The organism is Hallella faecis, assembly GCF_018789675.1.
GTDB classification, from domain to species: domain Bacteria; phylum Bacteroidota; class Bacteroidia; order Bacteroidales; family Bacteroidaceae; genus Prevotella; species Prevotella faecis.
On the sequence record NZ_JAHKBE010000027.1, the window covers coordinates 1 to 15,823 of the forward strand.

The 15,823-nt window shown below is 41.6% G+C and carries 15 protein-coding genes and 1 pseudogene; 2 read left to right on the forward strand and 14 right to left on the reverse strand.

Going from position 1 to position 15,823, the window contains the following annotated elements; all coding sequences use genetic code 11:
- Together KM934_RS07465 and KM934_RS07470 are read left to right on the forward strand one after the other, a co-directional pair.
- Positions 1–253 (forward strand): annotated as a pseudogene (locus KM934_RS07465) (hypothetical protein); the annotation flags it as partial.
- A 78-nt stretch (positions 254–331) separates the two neighbouring features.
- Positions 332–1,507, forward strand: coding sequence for a tyrosine-type recombinase/integrase (locus tag KM934_RS07470; RefSeq protein ID WP_042518031.1), 1,176 nt, complete (start codon positions 332–334; stop codon positions 1,505–1,507).
- A gap of 464 nt (positions 1,508–1,971) precedes the next feature.
- On the opposite strand, the gene KM934_RS07475 is transcribed toward KM934_RS07470, so the two are convergent.
- The 14 genes from KM934_RS07475 to KM934_RS07540 form a co-directional block, all read right to left on the reverse strand.
- The gene (locus KM934_RS07475; protein WP_215759999.1) at positions 1,972–2,817 is read right to left on the reverse strand and encodes a hypothetical protein; all 846 of its coding nucleotides are present in this window, start codon (positions 2,815–2,817) and stop codon (positions 1,972–1,974) included.
- 600 nt (positions 2,818–3,417) lie between these two features.
- The gene (locus tag KM934_RS07480) at positions 3,418–4,008 is read right to left on the reverse strand and encodes a hypothetical protein (protein ID WP_215760000.1); all 591 of its coding nucleotides are present in this window, start codon (positions 4,006–4,008) and stop codon (positions 3,418–3,420) included.
- 279 nt (positions 4,009–4,287) lie between these two features.
- Complete coding sequence (locus tag KM934_RS07485) at positions 4,288–4,794, reverse strand: hypothetical protein (RefSeq protein WP_215760001.1); 507 nt, start codon at positions 4,792–4,794, stop codon at positions 4,288–4,290.
- A gap of 82 nt (positions 4,795–4,876) precedes the next feature.
- The gene (locus tag KM934_RS07490; RefSeq protein ID WP_215760002.1) at positions 4,877–5,773 is read right to left on the reverse strand and encodes a hypothetical protein; all 897 of its coding nucleotides are present in this window, start codon (positions 5,771–5,773) and stop codon (positions 4,877–4,879) included.
- A gap of 13 nt (positions 5,774–5,786) precedes the next feature.
- Entirely contained in the window at positions 5,787–6,356 is a 570-nt protein-coding gene (locus KM934_RS07495; RefSeq protein WP_215760003.1) for a hypothetical protein, read from the reverse strand.
- A 12-nt stretch (positions 6,357–6,368) separates the two neighbouring features.
- Complete coding sequence (locus KM934_RS07500; protein WP_215760004.1) at positions 6,369–7,052, reverse strand: PP2C family protein-serine/threonine phosphatase; 684 nt, start codon at positions 7,050–7,052, stop codon at positions 6,369–6,371.
- A gap of 136 nt (positions 7,053–7,188) precedes the next feature.
- Complete coding sequence (locus KM934_RS07505) at positions 7,189–7,530, reverse strand: hypothetical protein (protein ID WP_215760005.1); 342 nt, start codon at positions 7,528–7,530, stop codon at positions 7,189–7,191.
- A 163-nt stretch (positions 7,531–7,693) separates the two neighbouring features.
- Positions 7,694–8,950 (reverse strand): ATP-binding protein, encoded by a 1,257-nt coding sequence (locus KM934_RS07510; RefSeq protein ID WP_042518019.1) that lies wholly within the window; start codon positions 8,948–8,950, stop codon positions 7,694–7,696.
- A gap of 180 nt (positions 8,951–9,130) precedes the next feature.
- Complete coding sequence (locus KM934_RS07515) at positions 9,131–10,147, reverse strand: leucine-rich repeat domain-containing protein (protein ID WP_215760006.1); 1,017 nt, start codon at positions 10,145–10,147, stop codon at positions 9,131–9,133.
- 33 nt (positions 10,148–10,180) lie between these two features.
- Positions 10,181–11,116, reverse strand: a complete 936-nt coding sequence (locus KM934_RS07520; RefSeq protein ID WP_215760007.1) for a hypothetical protein — start codon at positions 11,114–11,116, stop codon at positions 10,181–10,183.
- A 14-nt stretch (positions 11,117–11,130) separates the two neighbouring features.
- Positions 11,131–13,005: a RelA/SpoT family protein gene (locus KM934_RS07525; protein ID WP_215760008.1), complete on the reverse strand. Its 1,875-nt coding sequence runs from the start codon at positions 13,003–13,005 to the stop codon at positions 11,131–11,133.
- Positions 13,006–13,202: 197 nt separating this feature from the next.
- Positions 13,203–13,886, reverse strand: coding sequence for a PP2C family protein-serine/threonine phosphatase (locus KM934_RS07530; RefSeq protein WP_215760009.1), 684 nt, complete (start codon positions 13,884–13,886; stop codon positions 13,203–13,205).
- A gap of 102 nt (positions 13,887–13,988) precedes the next feature.
- Positions 13,989–15,482: a DUF3298 domain-containing protein gene (locus tag KM934_RS07535; RefSeq protein ID WP_044073007.1), complete on the reverse strand. Its 1,494-nt coding sequence runs from the start codon at positions 15,480–15,482 to the stop codon at positions 13,989–13,991.
- The gene (locus tag KM934_RS07540; protein WP_044073006.1) at positions 15,479–15,817 is read right to left on the reverse strand and encodes a hypothetical protein; all 339 of its coding nucleotides are present in this window, start codon (positions 15,815–15,817) and stop codon (positions 15,479–15,481) included. Before KM934_RS07540 ends, KM934_RS07535 begins: the two co-directional genes overlap by 4 nt.
- Positions 15,818–15,823: the final 6 nt, after the last annotated feature.

Below are 15,823 nucleotides of genomic sequence, written 5' to 3' on the forward strand. Positions count from 1 at the left end.
ATTTCGTTTATCGCCGCCACAAGAAATTCCATCTTCTCGGCATGGCAAAGATGGGAACACCAAGTATATGACTACTAATTGGGGGGAATTGTCCGCCAAGGCCATAATCACCAAACTTAAGGCTAAGAAGGAAGTGAAATACAGCAGGCGCTACCATTGCCATTATTCCGAAATTGAAGTTGTGCTTGGAAAACGTTCCGTAAAATTATTCAAGAGATCGGCTGCACTTAGAGAGTATGCTCAAACGGCTTGAAGTCTAAATCCGAAACTTGAGTTACCACTTGTAATTGTTTGCGATATGCTTACATATAGTAATTTTAAAACAAAGAAAATGTATTCAAGATTTCGAAACGGAAACTGTTCGAACATTGTGGGTTACACACCTCCCACTTTACATAAGGGTGTGCGTTGGTTTGTTGATTTCACAGCTTGGGATCCTGCACGAGATGCCATGCGCCGAAAGAGATGTTACATAAAGGAAAGTCTTAGTGTGCCAGCGAAAAAGCAGAGAGCAAGTGAAATAATCGCGGCTTTGACAAAACTGCTTTCCCAAGGTTGGAATCCATGGGTTACAAATGACGAAAGCAGAGGTTTCGTTCTTTTTGATAATTGCCTGGAACATTTTTCCGAGTATGTAGAACGAATGGACCGAAAAAAGACACGCCAAGATTATTCTTCAAGAATCAGCGTCCTCAGAGAGTTCATCGCGCAGCAAACCAATCCCATCAAATACGCCTACCAATTCGATGTCACTTTTTGCACGGACTTCATAGACTGGATATATCTTGACCGTGAAAGTTCTGCACGAACAAGAAACAACTATCGCGTTTGGCTTTATGGCTTGGCTGAATTTCTGATTGCGCGAAAGCATATAATGACGAACCCGGTGGAAAACATCAAGGTACTGCCTGAACACGAGAAGTTCCGCAAAGACTTGTCGCCTCTAATGTTGAAACAAATGGCAGTACATCTCAACAAGGTGGACAAGCCGTTCTTTCTTGCTTGCATGATGCAATACTATACTCTGATTCGTCCTGGCGAGATGAGTAACCTTAAGATCGGTGACATCTCGATCAAAGACCAATCAATCTTTGTATCAAAGGAAATAAGTAAAAACAGGAAGGATGCTGCGGTTGGCTTGAATGCTATGATAATCAAACTGATGCTCGACTTGGGTACATTCAATTACCCCAACAATTACTATCTGTTCGGACCTAAATTCATGCCGAGTGAAGAAAAGTTCAGCTCCCAACAATTCAACAACAGATGGAGAACAATGCGCAAAGCGCTAAAGTGGGACAAATGCTATCAGTTCTACAGTCTGAAGGATTCGGGAATACGCGATCTGGCAAATGCGCATGGTGTTGTCGTTGCCCGTGACCAGGCACGTCACAGCGACATATCCACCACAAATAGGTATATCCAAAGACACGGAGTGCAGCACGAGACACTTAATTTTGAGGGCAATCTTATATATTATGAGAAAAGCGGTGAAGACGGCTTGTAATATACATATAACATACCGCATATCATTATAGATTTCTATTCTGATATGCGGTATCATTCTGCCAATTTCACATTTGAAAAATAATCTCTATTTTTATCATTTTCATAATGACTCCTTCAAATCAGTGTCGGGTACAACTTCTATTTATTCCTATCCGTCAACCATTCTATCAGTTGGTTCACTCCTTGCTCAGTATACAAAAAGTTGCAGGAAGTTTATGTGGACGAATGACAACCATACCGATGGTGTATTTGGGATTATCGGCTGGAAAACAGCCGACAAACGTAAATTCATCAGAAGTTCTTTTGTTGTCATCACTTTGCCGTATGTTGTACATACCTGCCAGTTTTACACCTTCTGGAGCAAGTCGATGTTCTATTCCATTTTTTTCTGAGCATAGGCTCCTATGTTACAGAGTATTAACATGAATAGTAATAAGGCTCTAACAGCTTGTTTTATTGTTTTCATTCCGTCTCTACATCTTTAGGTTGTACAATCAGTTCCAATCGCTTGACATCGTCTTCTGTCAGTTGGACATTCCCTCCATTTCTGTAATAGTCGAGCACTCTTTCTGCGCCATGTCGGTCCAACACAGCATGTTCTTCTGCTTTCATGTAGTATTCTACAGCAAGTTGCTTGTTTGATTTGCCATTATCGTCAGGTTCATAATAGAGGTCGCCAAGAATCAGATAGGCGAGAGGTACACGATGAGCAATTATGCCAAGCTTTGTTGCATCTGCTCTCAGTCTGCCTTCCCAATCAGGTATGGTTAACAGCAGTTCAGCCAAGGAACAACCTTGATTTGCTGCCTCTTTTATCATATTCATCCCTGATATTGTGTCTCCTTGGTCAACAGTAATCATTCCGAGGAGTGTCTTTGCTTCAGGACTGTCGCTCGCACGTAGTACATGCTCTATACTGTCTGGATCCTTTTGAATATACGACTTATAGCCATCCATTAGGAGAAATAATGTTTTGTAATCATTACCATCTGGCAAGCCGTAGATATAGTCATCTATGCGATTGATTGCTCCACGCCCCTCTGCCATGTGAGCCATAGTAATCATACCAAAGAAATCCTTCTTCACACCAATACCATCTCGATAACAATCTGCCAGTTTCAGATATGCCGAACCATCGCCCCAGCGAGCTTGATAGAGCAATGACATGATTGTATCTTGGGGAGCATCAGTCATGCTCTTATGCTCTGTCAACTTTGTTGAAGAAGCCGTTTCTTCAATTATCTGTTGTTCAGAGCAACTTGTAAAGAACAACAGCATCATCATATATATGCACCAATTCTTCATCATAATATTCTGTTTTGTTTTACTCAACATTGCATTAACTTTGAGGAAACCAATATTGCAACAAAATTTTTCATTGCCCAGATGTATCAATATTCTTTCTTATGATAGAGTTTTGTGGTTGAACACCCATTTGCAGCACAATTAACGCACTCTGTCTGACCTGGTTTATGCTCGTAAATCTGGCAACCGCACCCACTATTACACCTTCCATAATAGAAAGACCGACCTCTAAAGGAGACATCTGAGTTTGAACGTGTCTCTACATAATCAGCCACAATCTCTCCTGTTCCACCACATCTGTTACAAGTATATCCTGCATAAACGCCATATCCGCTACATAGCGTACATTGGAACGTTTTATGGCTTTCCTCCTCATAAACATCCTCACTTGCGTACGAATTCGCTGTAGAAGGCTTTGAGTCACAACTAACAATTGTAGCAGCGATCATAATACTGAACAATACGACAAAAATGCTTGCTAACGATTTCATTTCTCAATACCCTAATTCGTGTCGGGCACAACTTCTAAGTTTGTTATTTTGTATGTTTATGATAATAGAGAGAGAAAAGTAACCTCTAATCTATCACTTCATTGGCTTGACATCATCGAAAGTCATCTCTTTCTCTATCAAGAAAATCTTTGGTCAGTTTTACCTGTCTTTTGTTTGCAAGACACAGATGTTCCTGCAAGTTCTTCTTGACAGCATTGTTGTCTATCTTTCCTCTCTTGTAGTTCTTGATGAGTAGATTGATATTTTCGAGTTTGCTTCTTAGCAACCATTCAAACAGTGTACCTTGCTCACGAGGCAGATCGGAATACCACTCGTCGATGCCGTCACGATGTGCCCGATAAGTGGTTAGCGTGTACATATAGTCATCGTGAATGAGTTTCGTTGTCTCTTTGTCATTACACAGATCCGCCAGTTGCTTGTATGCTTCTATCAGCCGATAGTCAACAGGCATGACAGAACGCCAGGCTGCCATATTCATGTCGGCTTGGGTACCACAGTCGTATGTTTCCACAACTCCATTAATTACCCGAAATAGTTTTTCGTAACAGTTAACCTGTTGGCGGAATTGATTCAGTGCATACTTAACCCGACCGATTTGGGTTAAAATTGGGCACGCTGCTTGCCCAACTGGGGCAACGTGCTTGCCCCAGTTGGGCAGATTTGCTGTCAGACGTCTGCCCAATAAGTTAATGTTGCAACACCCATATTCCTGTTTTCAGGATTCAGCCAACGCATACAATTCCTGTCGTCTGAATTCCTTTCATCTGATAATTCTTTTCATCTGACAATTCTCTTTTCTTCAGCAAACAATCCAGACAATAGGCTGACAATTGCCTGACAGCCAACTATCTGTTTGTCAGAACATTACGGCAAAAAACCAGATGATCTGACAGTTTTTAAGCAATTCTTGGTTTTTACTGAGAATCAGCGATATGGGCAACTTTTGCTCATATCGACCAACTTAAATTAATTTCGCCAACGGGTAACTGTTAGGTTCTTGCCATTCGCCACCTGTTTTTTTATAGAAGTGGTTCATCTGTAGTCGTGCTACCTCATGCCAGACAAAGGATGCGCTTGCTTCATCCGTACCCGAATTGACCATACTTGCGTATGAATCGAACAGGGCAATAACGATAGAAATGGTGTCTTTGTAGTCTTTTGTAATCCACTTGTTATACTCTTCATTGTCCATGCCCAAGTCTTCCAGACTGTAGCTACCAGTTTTGCTATACGCTGTATCTGCGATGGATAGCAAGGAGTCAACCGTATGTTCTGAACAGGTAACGTATGCCATCACTTTTTTCTTGTCAACATCCAGATGTTTCAAGACAAATGGAATGCTGTCTTTAGCAACCATCACAGTATCGGATTCCTGATTATCCAATCCGCCTTTATTTCCTTTACAGGATACTACGGAAAGGACAAACAAAAACAATACCGACATTTTGAATATTGCAGTAGTTTTCATGTTGTTCATTTTTGTTATTTAATTTCTATTCTTGCCACCTCATCCACATTCTTTATCCTACGGATATTTTCAATGGCTTGCTTTAGTTCTTTGGAAGAATGCACCTCAGAAAACGTGAGATTTTTTTCACAAGCGTTTCTGCCTCCTTTGGCTTGGGCATGTTTTCTCTCGCAAGCGTCACATAAATGTTATAGACTGCGGAATCATTTGTGGTCGCATCGTGTGTATAGCTAAGTGATTTCAGCATACACCATTCTAATCTGACAAAGGAGTCACAAACTATTGTTCCTGGAGTATATGAGATGGAATCTGTTGGTATAAACGCTTCCTTGTCATCGTAGTCGTAAATGATAGATCCGTTTTTCAAAGCCTTGATATGGGTGCGTACTTGGCTGTTCTTTGCTTCTATTAGTCTTACTTCCAGTCTTTCATCAGGTTGATAGTCGTACTCCGAGAGGTGTTCTTCTACAATTTGACAGATACTGTCCTGTAGTTGATGGCTAATATGATTGTCTTTACGATACTCGTTATTACAGATGTCATAGAGGGTGTAATATCCGTTCTTACGCAGTTCCAACTCGCCAAACCAATGTCTTGATGTATGATAGACAAAGGCATCATACTCAGGCTTCACTAACAGGCCGTATCTGCTACGCAGTCCTATCTTCCCTGTTTTCTTGTCCTCTATGCTGAATATGCCTGGATAGGTGTCAAGAGTATAATATCCGGTTCTTCCTACATTGAAGCATGTGTATTGGTTGTTGCCTATTGCCAAACTTGGCAACATTATGCCCACATAGATGGCTGACATAACGGACAGCAACATTTTTTTCTTGTCCTGGTAGAATGAACTACATACATAGATAACCATGCTAAAACTGATGCCCAACATGGACATTCGCAACAGTCCGGCATGGGTTTGGGCAAAGAAGAATATCAGCATGGATATAACCAACACCCACACTTTTCCTTTCTCCAATCCATAATATCTTTTAAGCAGATGGAAAACTCAGTGTCGGAGCCACGACACAGGCGAACAGACATATCCTCGCATTCATAGCGAGACCAGCATACAATGTGCCTGTTGTTATCAACAGTAGGGAACAGTATGTCCTTGCAGTCTTATCCGTCCAGAGCAGTTTGCCAAGTGCGTCTTTCCATGTCAAGGTGTCTGTCAGAAAACCCTTACGGAAGATATTGACGAGGAAGACCGCCAAAGGAACTACCCACAACCATGTAGCCACAGCTAAAGTAAGCCCTACATACCACCATCGGTTAAAGTCAAGGTTCAACAATGGAAATACTTTTGAGGCAAGCTCATTAAGTTTTATGTCAAGTTCTGTACTGACAGCGAAGGCTGCCAATCCCATGAACAGCAGTCCTGGAATCCATGATTTCTTTTCCCTATGGTAAAGCGTGAACGAGAGCAGCAGACGTGACATAATAAGTAACATTACAATCCATGTTGCAGGAGTAGCGACCCATGCTATTCTGCTTCCCAATGCGGCTATAGTCCACAATGAACAGATAGCCAAATCAATTTCTAATAGTATCTTTCTCATCTTATCCTTATTTTATTCTATTTCCATCAATATTGCCGTATAGTTGTCATCACCTTGTTTTTGACAGAGAAAGTCAAATACATCGAGTATATCTTCCAAGGGCTTGTCGTCCAACATCCTTGCTTGCAGGATGTCTGGAGCTATGCTTTTGTATAGTCCGTCCGAACACAGCAACACTCTGTCACCAGTCTGTAGCTGGATTTGTCGAATATCTGGTACAGCCACTTCCGGGCGGTAAGAGAAGAAGCATTTGGCAACAATCTCCCATCCGAAATCAAGCCGGATATGGTCTTTTGTCTGATAAAGTAATCCATCACCAGGTCTTTGTACATAACAACGACTATCACCAATATGTGCAATGGTTGCCACATCGTTCTCAATACTTACCATGACCATGGTCGTACCCATCTCTGCATGATGAAGTTCAAATGTCTTTTTGTCAATTGCACAACTCGCTTTCTTGCAAGCAAGTTTCACCTTTGAGTCACAATCGGGCATACTGATATGCTTCTTCCAAAAGTCAGATATAGTATTGCATACCGTTTCACTGGCTGTCTCTCCAAAGGAATGACCGCCCATACCGTCACAGACTATTCCCATGAAGCAATTGTGCTCTGGCATTTCCAAAACGTTAAAGCAATCTTCATTATTGCTTCGCCGACCAGTCTTGCTTATTGTTGCATATCTTATCTCCATATTAATGTTAGTTATATGAATAAGGTTCGTTTCAAGTAGTAAGCCTTGAAAGACACCTACATTGAAACGAGCCTTGTGTTATATATGTGTATTCAAAGTGTTGGCTATCCCCTTGCCTGCTTTTTTTCTTTATGTGTCATTTTAGTGTAATATCATCCGTTACTTCCATATCATCGTATTCATCATCCCAGTATATCATTGGTGCCAATTCTTCCCTTAATTCAGGGAATTCATACTCTCTTAACTTTTCCAATTTGTTTTCAACTTCATCTTTTGACTTTGCAAATACAAAACTACAATGCCAATAATTGTCGCTGAGATAATCACATTCATCAAACCAAAGATGATGTTTCACGAACTGTCCTACATATACATCATCCTTGGGTATTTCATTACGCAAATAGTGTTCAATCTCGTAAATATCCTTAAATGTAGTTCCGAGGACATGTATCTGCTCTGTAATCTTAATTTTCTTCATATCGATTTCCCTAATCCGTGTCGGGCGCAACTTCTAAGTTTGTCTGTTTATAAGATATAGAGATCAGAAGTAACCATATCCTATCAGAAAAAAATTCTTATTTTTCTATAAAGCTCACTTTGTTCAAACATTGCTTTGTAAGCACGATGAATCAAATGTCTCATTATACACCATTTAGCACCCATTTCCAAACAGGCACAACCTCTATTTTCAACCCATCGCGCTCCATCACTCCCTCGTCCTCGTATGTCACAATCATTGCCTTTTTCAGAGGATATAAAGAATTAAGGGCTACCAAGGCTTTTACCTCACGTTCCAATGTAGACTCGTCGCTCATTCTATAACTGGCTTGAACAGCCAGACCCTCGTCGGGTACATAGAAGTCAACCTCAATATTGCGGTTGAAATAATAGATGCCACAGCCATACTTCTTATATAATGTTATGGCACATAGGTTTTCAAGCAACAGTGTGTCAGGGTTGTTGATGAAGAGGTGCAACAGTCCGTTGTCCACAAAATAGTGCTTCTTCACCGTTTCTTTTTCTGTGAACTTAGAGGCATAGTTGTCCAATGATATCAACAGACAAGACTCCTGCAAATATCTCACATACTCCATAATGGTTGACGCACTGCATCGAACACCTGTCGACTTAACCAAGTTGCTCAATCTGTTCAACGAGCAGGGTTGCATCACGCTTTCTGCCAAACGACGCACACACAGACGCAGGGCATCCTCGTTCTTTATCTTATGACGCACAATAAGGTCATTGAAGAATATGCGGTTGTACAAGCTGTTGAGCCAGATGCGCTTCTCGCGGAAGTTGACCAATTCCGGGAAACCTCCCCATTCAAAGTAAGTTCTGAAATGACGCTGCAACTCATTAGCCTTCCTGCCATACTGCCATCCTCCTGCAATGTTTACACCAACAGCCGTAAGGTATTCGTTAAAGCTATACGGAAAGACATTCACACTAAGATACCTGCCTCCCAAAACGGTCTCTATGTCACGGCTCAGCATCTTGGCATTGCTTCCCGTAACATAAACACGATACTTCAAGTTAGCAAGACGACGCGCAAAGTTAGCCCAACCATCCACATTCTGTATCTCATCAAAGAAGAATATCGGCTGACCGCTATACATGCTGTGATAGGCTTGAATTATGAGATCGAAGTCTGTAGCAGCCATCCCTTGCAGACGCTCGTCATCGAAGTTTACATAAACAATGTCCTCCAAAAGCTTTCCTTCTGCCAATAATTGCTGCACACGTTGATACAACAAGTAGGATTTTCCTGCCTGTCTTACACCCACAAACACATAGTTGCCATACTCTTCCAAGTCAAGGGGACGCTCCACCAACGGTATGCTTCCTATATATTCTTGATTCTCAGAGATTATCGTTCTAAATATTTCCTTATCCATACTCTGCTTTTTCCTACAAAGATATAATTTTTATTCGGTGGCGCAAAATAAAAATGGCGAATTTTATTTTGCACCACCGAATAAAAATCATATCTTTCCTGCGGATAAATAACGAAAAATCATCGAAGGATTATCTAAGATGTATCGAAGAATTATCGAATACTTAACGACCGTTGCATTTCAATCCCAAAAAGCAAATTTATCATACGAGGTGTCTTGCACAAACACTTTATCTCCAAATACCATATCGTCGGGCTTCTTTATTCGAATGATGGGGCAACAGGCGAAAGCACAATCCCCTACACTCGCATTTGACAGAAATTCGATATATAAGAGTCTCTCGTTATGATAAAAGGCTTCTGCTCCTATTCTCTTCAAAGAGTTTGGAAATACCGCCCTTACCATGTTGGAAGGATAGAAGGCACGAACACCTATTGTCTCCAGTCCTTCAGGGAAGTTAATGGTTGCAAGTCTTTCGCAGAATCGGAAAGCATAATCTCTTATCTCTCGGACTCCACTATGCAGTATGACCTTTCGCAGATTACCGCAGAACATAAAACCATCTATCTTCCTAACCGATGAAGGAATGTCAATCTCATGTAGAGAATAACAACATTCGAAGCCATTCAAATAGTTTAGGTTTCGTGGCAGAATTATATTCTGCAACGCTTCACAGTGTCGAAACGCATTTCTTCCTATCTGTGTTATTTCATCATGCAACTCCACTCTTTTCAATGATATGCATCCGTCAAATGTGTCGCTCTCTATCTCCATTACGGAACGTGGAATGACAATATGTTCCAATGCTTCACAACCCATAAAAGCAGCATCGCCTATTGAGACAATATCATTATGCAACTCTATATCCCGAAGCCGTTTTTGCAAACAGAAAGCAAACGGTTCAATGACTTTGACGCTTTGTGGAATTATGAAATGCTCTTTCTCTTGCCAACAGTATATCAGACGACTCATGTCTCTGGAGTAGAGAACGCCGTCTTTGATTGTTATATAATCAGACTGATTATCAATCTCTGAAATTTGCACTTTGAAACATTTCGTCGGAGCCGCACAAACAAACGGACGTTGTTCATTCGATGCAAACGGACTTTCAAATTGTGTTTCTATTTGAATAGACTTTGGAATATGAAGGACTCCGATATTGTCGTAGTTCTTCCACAACAGCTCATCTTGTTGCATTGTAACCATTTTCTCCATATCACACATATTAAGTTATCGAAAGTCATCTCTTTCTCTATCAAGAAAATCTTTGGTCAGTTTTACCTGTCTTTTGTTTGCAAGACACAGATGTTCCTGCAAGTTCTTCTTGACAGTATTGTTGTCTATCTTTCCTCTCTTGTAGTTCTTGATGAGCAGATTGACATTTTCGAGTTTACTTCTTAGCAACCATTCAAACATTGTACCTTGCTCACGAGGCAGATCGGAATACCACTCGTCGATGCCGTCACGATGTGCCCGATAAGTGGTTAGCGTGTACATATAGTCATCGTGAATGAGTTTAGTTGTCTCTTTGTCATTACACAGATCCACCAGTTGCTTGTATGCTTCTATCAATCTATAGTCAACTGGCATGACAGAACGCCAGGCAGCCATATTCATATCGGCTTGGGTACCACAGTCGTATGTTTCCACAACTCCATTAATTACCCGAAATAGTTTTTCGTAACTATTAGGTTCTTGCCATTTGCCACCTGTTTTTTTATAGAAGTGCTTCATCTGCAATCGTGCTACCTCATGCCAGACAAAGGATGCGCTTGCTTCATCCGTACCAGAATTGACCATACTTGCGTATGAATCGAACAGGGCAATAACGATAGAAATGGTGTCTTTGTAGTCTTTTGTAATCCACTTGTTATACTCTTCATTGTCCATGCCCAAGTCTTCCAAACTGTAGCTGCCAGTTTTGCTGTACGCTGTATCAGCGATGGATAGCAAGAAGTCAACCGTATGTTCTGAACAGGTAACGTATGCCATCACTTTTTTCTTGTCAACATCCAGATGTTTCAAGACAAATGGAATGCTGTCTTTAGCAACCATCACAGTATCGGATTCCTGATTATCCAATCCGCCTTTGTTCCCTTTACAGGAAACTGCGGAAAGGACAAACAGAAACAATACCGTCATTTTGAATATTGTAGTAGTTTTCATGTTGCTCATTTTTGTTATTCAATATCTATTCTTGCCACCTCATCCACATTCTTTATCCTACGGATATTGTCAATGGCTTGCTTTAGTTCGTTGGAAGAATGCACCTCAAAATCCACCGTGGTTTCCACAATGCGGTCTTGGGTTACTGTATGGAGTTTCGAAATGGATAGGTTCTGTTGCTCTGTAATGCAAGCCACCACGTCACTGAGCAGATGATGGCGGTCGATACCACGGATGCAAACACGAACGGGGAACAGGAATTGTTCGTTCTCCTTGAAATCCACAGCTACAATGGTATCGCCCTGCTTGGATGCCTGACGGATAGCGGTGAGGCAGTTGCGCTTGTGAAGCGTAATCTGTCCCTCTGTATTCTTGAAACCGACGACTTCGTCTCCCGGCAACGGATGGCAGCAGGAACAACGCTTATACTCCATCTTTGGGCGGTCGGTGAAGAAACTGCCCAAACTACGCTTTGCCTTATAGGTAAGCACATGGTTCTGCCATTCTGCTTCTGGTTCTGCATCCTCTGCAGTACCTATCTCTACACAATCGCCACGATGGAGCACCGTCTTGACAGAGGACAGCTTACCATTGATACGTGCATACACGGCATGAAGTCCAACTTCGGTATGAATTTCGAAGGCAAAATCGAGTGCAGTGGCATACTTGGGCAGTACGATACATTTGCCTTTGGGTGTGAAAGCCATAATGTTATCATGGTAGAACGATGCCGTCACACCATCCATATAGTCCATCTCGTTGGTGTGGTAGGCTATATCCTTGAGCACAGCCCTGAACTTTTCCAACCATGCCTTCAGGTTTTCCTCCGTGCGTTCAGCAGTACAGCCAAGGCGGTTGTTGCGTATCATACGTTCAGACGAGATATGCACTTCCTCCCATTGTCCCTTTGGATTGAGAAACTTCACATGGAAACTCTGGTAGCCGTTCTCCTTCGGAGCGTTGATATAATTGACCACAGAACAAGGACGCTCCTTGAAACAGTCGGACAACACGGCATAGATATGCAAGCTCTGCTTCTTCTCCTCCTGCAAGCCGTCAGCCTTGTAGATGATACGCAGGTAATGCTTGCTGTCGATATGTTCGAAATCACAACATTTGGACTGCATCTTGCGCCATATGCTGTAAGGTGAACGCATACGGAGCTCGATGCGTGCGTCAATGTCGTTAGCTTCAAGTATCTCCTTAGTTTTGGCGATAAAGACATCCACATCTGGCTTCTCCGACAGCTGAAGTTCAGCCAACTGCTTCTCTATTTGTTCATATTCACGTGGACAGCGATAGCGGAACGACAGGTTTTCAAGTTCCGTCTTTACGTTGTACAAGCCAAGGCGATTGGCAAGAGGGGCATAGAAATAATCTGTCTCCGAGGCAATCTTCATCTGCTTGTCAGGGCGCATACTGCTTAGCGTGCGCATATTATGAAGTCGGTCTGCCAACTTCACTAGTATGGCACGCACATCAAACTGTACAGACGATAGCATTTGGCGGAAGTTATCCACCTGCTTCGACTGGTCATACTGGGCTTTCTTCTGCTTAGTCACGACACCGACAAGAAATGCCACATCATCCCCGAAACGTTCACGGATCTCATCTATACTGTAAGGACAATCCTCTACAACATCATGTTGAAAAGCTGCCATGACAGGGTTAGCTCCCAGTTCCAACTCTTCTGCCACAATGCGTGCCACGGCAACAGGGTGACTGATATAGGGTTCACCCGACTTGCGCAGTTGGTCTTTGTGGGCATAAGCGGCAAAGTTGTATGCTTCATGCAGCAAGTTCATCTGCTTCTCGTCCACTCGTTGAGCCATCAATGTGAAGATAGCGTCCACATCGGCTTGTATCTTCTTTTCATACTTCTCGTTCATAGTCTTTTCATTTTTATCGTTCATTATAAGAGAGTGGAAGAGTTGTTGATATTATATCAACTTTCTTCAGAAAACATGAGATTTCATGTTGCAGGAGTACCGACCCATGCCATTCTGCTTCCCAATGCGGCTATAGTCCACAATGAACAAATAGCCAAATCAATTCCTAATAGTATCTTTCTCATCTTGTTTCTCTTTTATTCTATTTCAATCAATATTGCCGTATAGTTGTCATCACCTTGTTTTTGACAGAGAAAATCAAATACATCGAGTATATCTTCCAAAGGCTTGTCGTCCAACATCCTTGCTTGCAGGATGTCGGGTGCCATGCTCTTGTACAAGCCATCAGAACAGAGTAATATCCTGTCTCCTTTCTGAATGGTGAACTGCCTAATGTCGGGAACAGCGACTTCTGGACGGTAGCTGAAGAAACAGCGTGACACAACTTCCCATCCGAAATCGATACGCAAATGGTCTTCGGTCTGGTAAAGTAATCCCTCACTTTGTCTTAGCAGATAGCAACGGCTGTCGCCCACATGGGCTATTGTCGCCTTGTCACCTTCAATGCTGGCCATGACCATCGTAGTACCCATCTCTGCATGGCTGAGGTCATAGGATTTCTGGTTGATGGCATTACAAGCCTTTTTACAAGCCATAACAACTTTTTGGTCACTATCTGGAGTGTCTGTATTATCCTGCCAGTATTTTGAAATGGCATCGCAGACTGCCTCACTTGCCACCTCGCCAAAGGAATGACCTCCCATGCCGTCACATACTATTCCCATAAACAGGTTGTTTTGTGGCATATCAATGACCTTGTAAGCATCCTCGTTATTATGCCTTCTACCGGTCTTACTTATTGTTGCATATCTTATCTCCATATTATGATTATTTTTAGTTTATGATAGTATAGAGGCAAATGTAACATTTTATATATAAGTAACGTAGCTTTTTCTCTTATATTATTCTTGATATTGTCATTTTTACCACTTGATGAATCTTTGCAACTTTGGTTTCAAGTCCTCATGCTTGGAATAGTCGAACATCAAACATCTATTAGCTTCCTTGAAAGGTATAACTGCATGGTATTCGCCTGCAGCAAAGCAATCAATCTGATAAGGATGATATGTCAAGACAATGCCTTCTGGCAGTACGGCAAAGTGAGTCAAAGGAAAATCCTTCTCGGTAAATGCCTTTTCGTTGTAACCATTCCATCCAGCCCAATCATCGCAAGAATAATTATGTACAAGAAATGACCGCATTACCTCGTCCATACCGCTTGTATCAATCATTGGACAATGGAAAGAGAAAATACTATGCGTGAAATCCTCCCATGAATTTTCACGTTCGTAGCAAAAATCGTATTCTTTCTTCAAACTTTCCAAAACCATATGTCGGAACCGTTGCATCATGGATGGCTTCACAGAGTTGCCGACATCAAGCAATCCTCCTCTTTGCTTGTCATATGTGATATAATACTCACGAGGCAAATCATGAAGTCCTCCATTGTAAAGGCTTGCCCAATAATAGTATGTGGTATAGTCATCACAGTCTGCCACTTTCCTCACTCTTATATTGCAAGTCATTCTAAGCTCCAATGTATCTTCTATTTGATACTCTGCCCGACAAAGTTTCTCCCACAACACACCATATTTATCCAAAGAAAGCTGTAAATCCTTTAACGATGTACACTTCCCAACAGGAATGCCCCGATTGTTTTCCAACTGATAAAACGCATCGTCTCTAATAGCAGCCATCATCCATTCCCGAATAGCCTTGTCAGACTCAGCATCACCTTTCGGTATATCCAAATCAACACTAAATCCAGCTTCCATCCGTTCGTACTTACTCCTTGGCTTGATATAATAGTTCTTTGCCAATCTTTCTGTTGTCGTATCGGGGGCATCACTCTTTTTCTTTGCGTTGTATAAGTCACCGAATGAAACATCTTTTGTTTGTGCCCCTGCCACCAAAGTTACCATACCTTCTTTCTTAGGTTTGCGACAAAACACATCATCTTGGAGTCCAACACATTTTCCATCAGAGAAGCAAATCGTATCAGAACTTGCGAAAAGATGTAAGCTTTTCCACTGACCAAGATAATAAAATCCAGACTCACAGCATGGAGATGAGAACAATATCTTTCTATCCTTAATGTCATAAACATCATTGTCGTCAATGCTCACATAGTTGACGGTATTGTCAATAGAAGTGATATTTGTTGCTCCAATTTGAGGATAATAGAAGCCATTACGTTCATACTTTAGAAGGTAGCATGGTGTCTTTTCATCGGAATGTTCATAGTTCCAAACGATAAACAGACTGTCACCAATTCGTTCTTGAATAGTGAACGTATCACCATCCAAGACAAGGGTATCTTCGTCAATGACTTCCCCTTTTAATCCGACTCCCATACGCAAACCATGACAGCCAGTAAGAACTGCAAGCATAAGGAATATAAACAGAAGTTTTTTCATAGTGTAATATCATCTGTTACTTTCATATCATCGTATTCGTCGTCCCAGTAAATCATTGGAGCCCATTCTTCCCTAAATCCAGGGAATTGAAACTCTCTTAACTTTTCCAATTTGTTTTCAACCTCATCTTTTGACTTTGCAAATACAAAGCTACGATGCCAATAATTGTCGCTGAGATAATCGCATTCATCAAACCAAAGATGATGTCTCACGAGCTGCCCTACATATACACCATCCTTGGGCATTTCCTTACACGAATAGTCTGCTATCTCGTAAATATCCTTAAACGTAGTTCCAAGGACATGTATCTGCTCTGTAATCTTAATTTTCTTCATATCGAT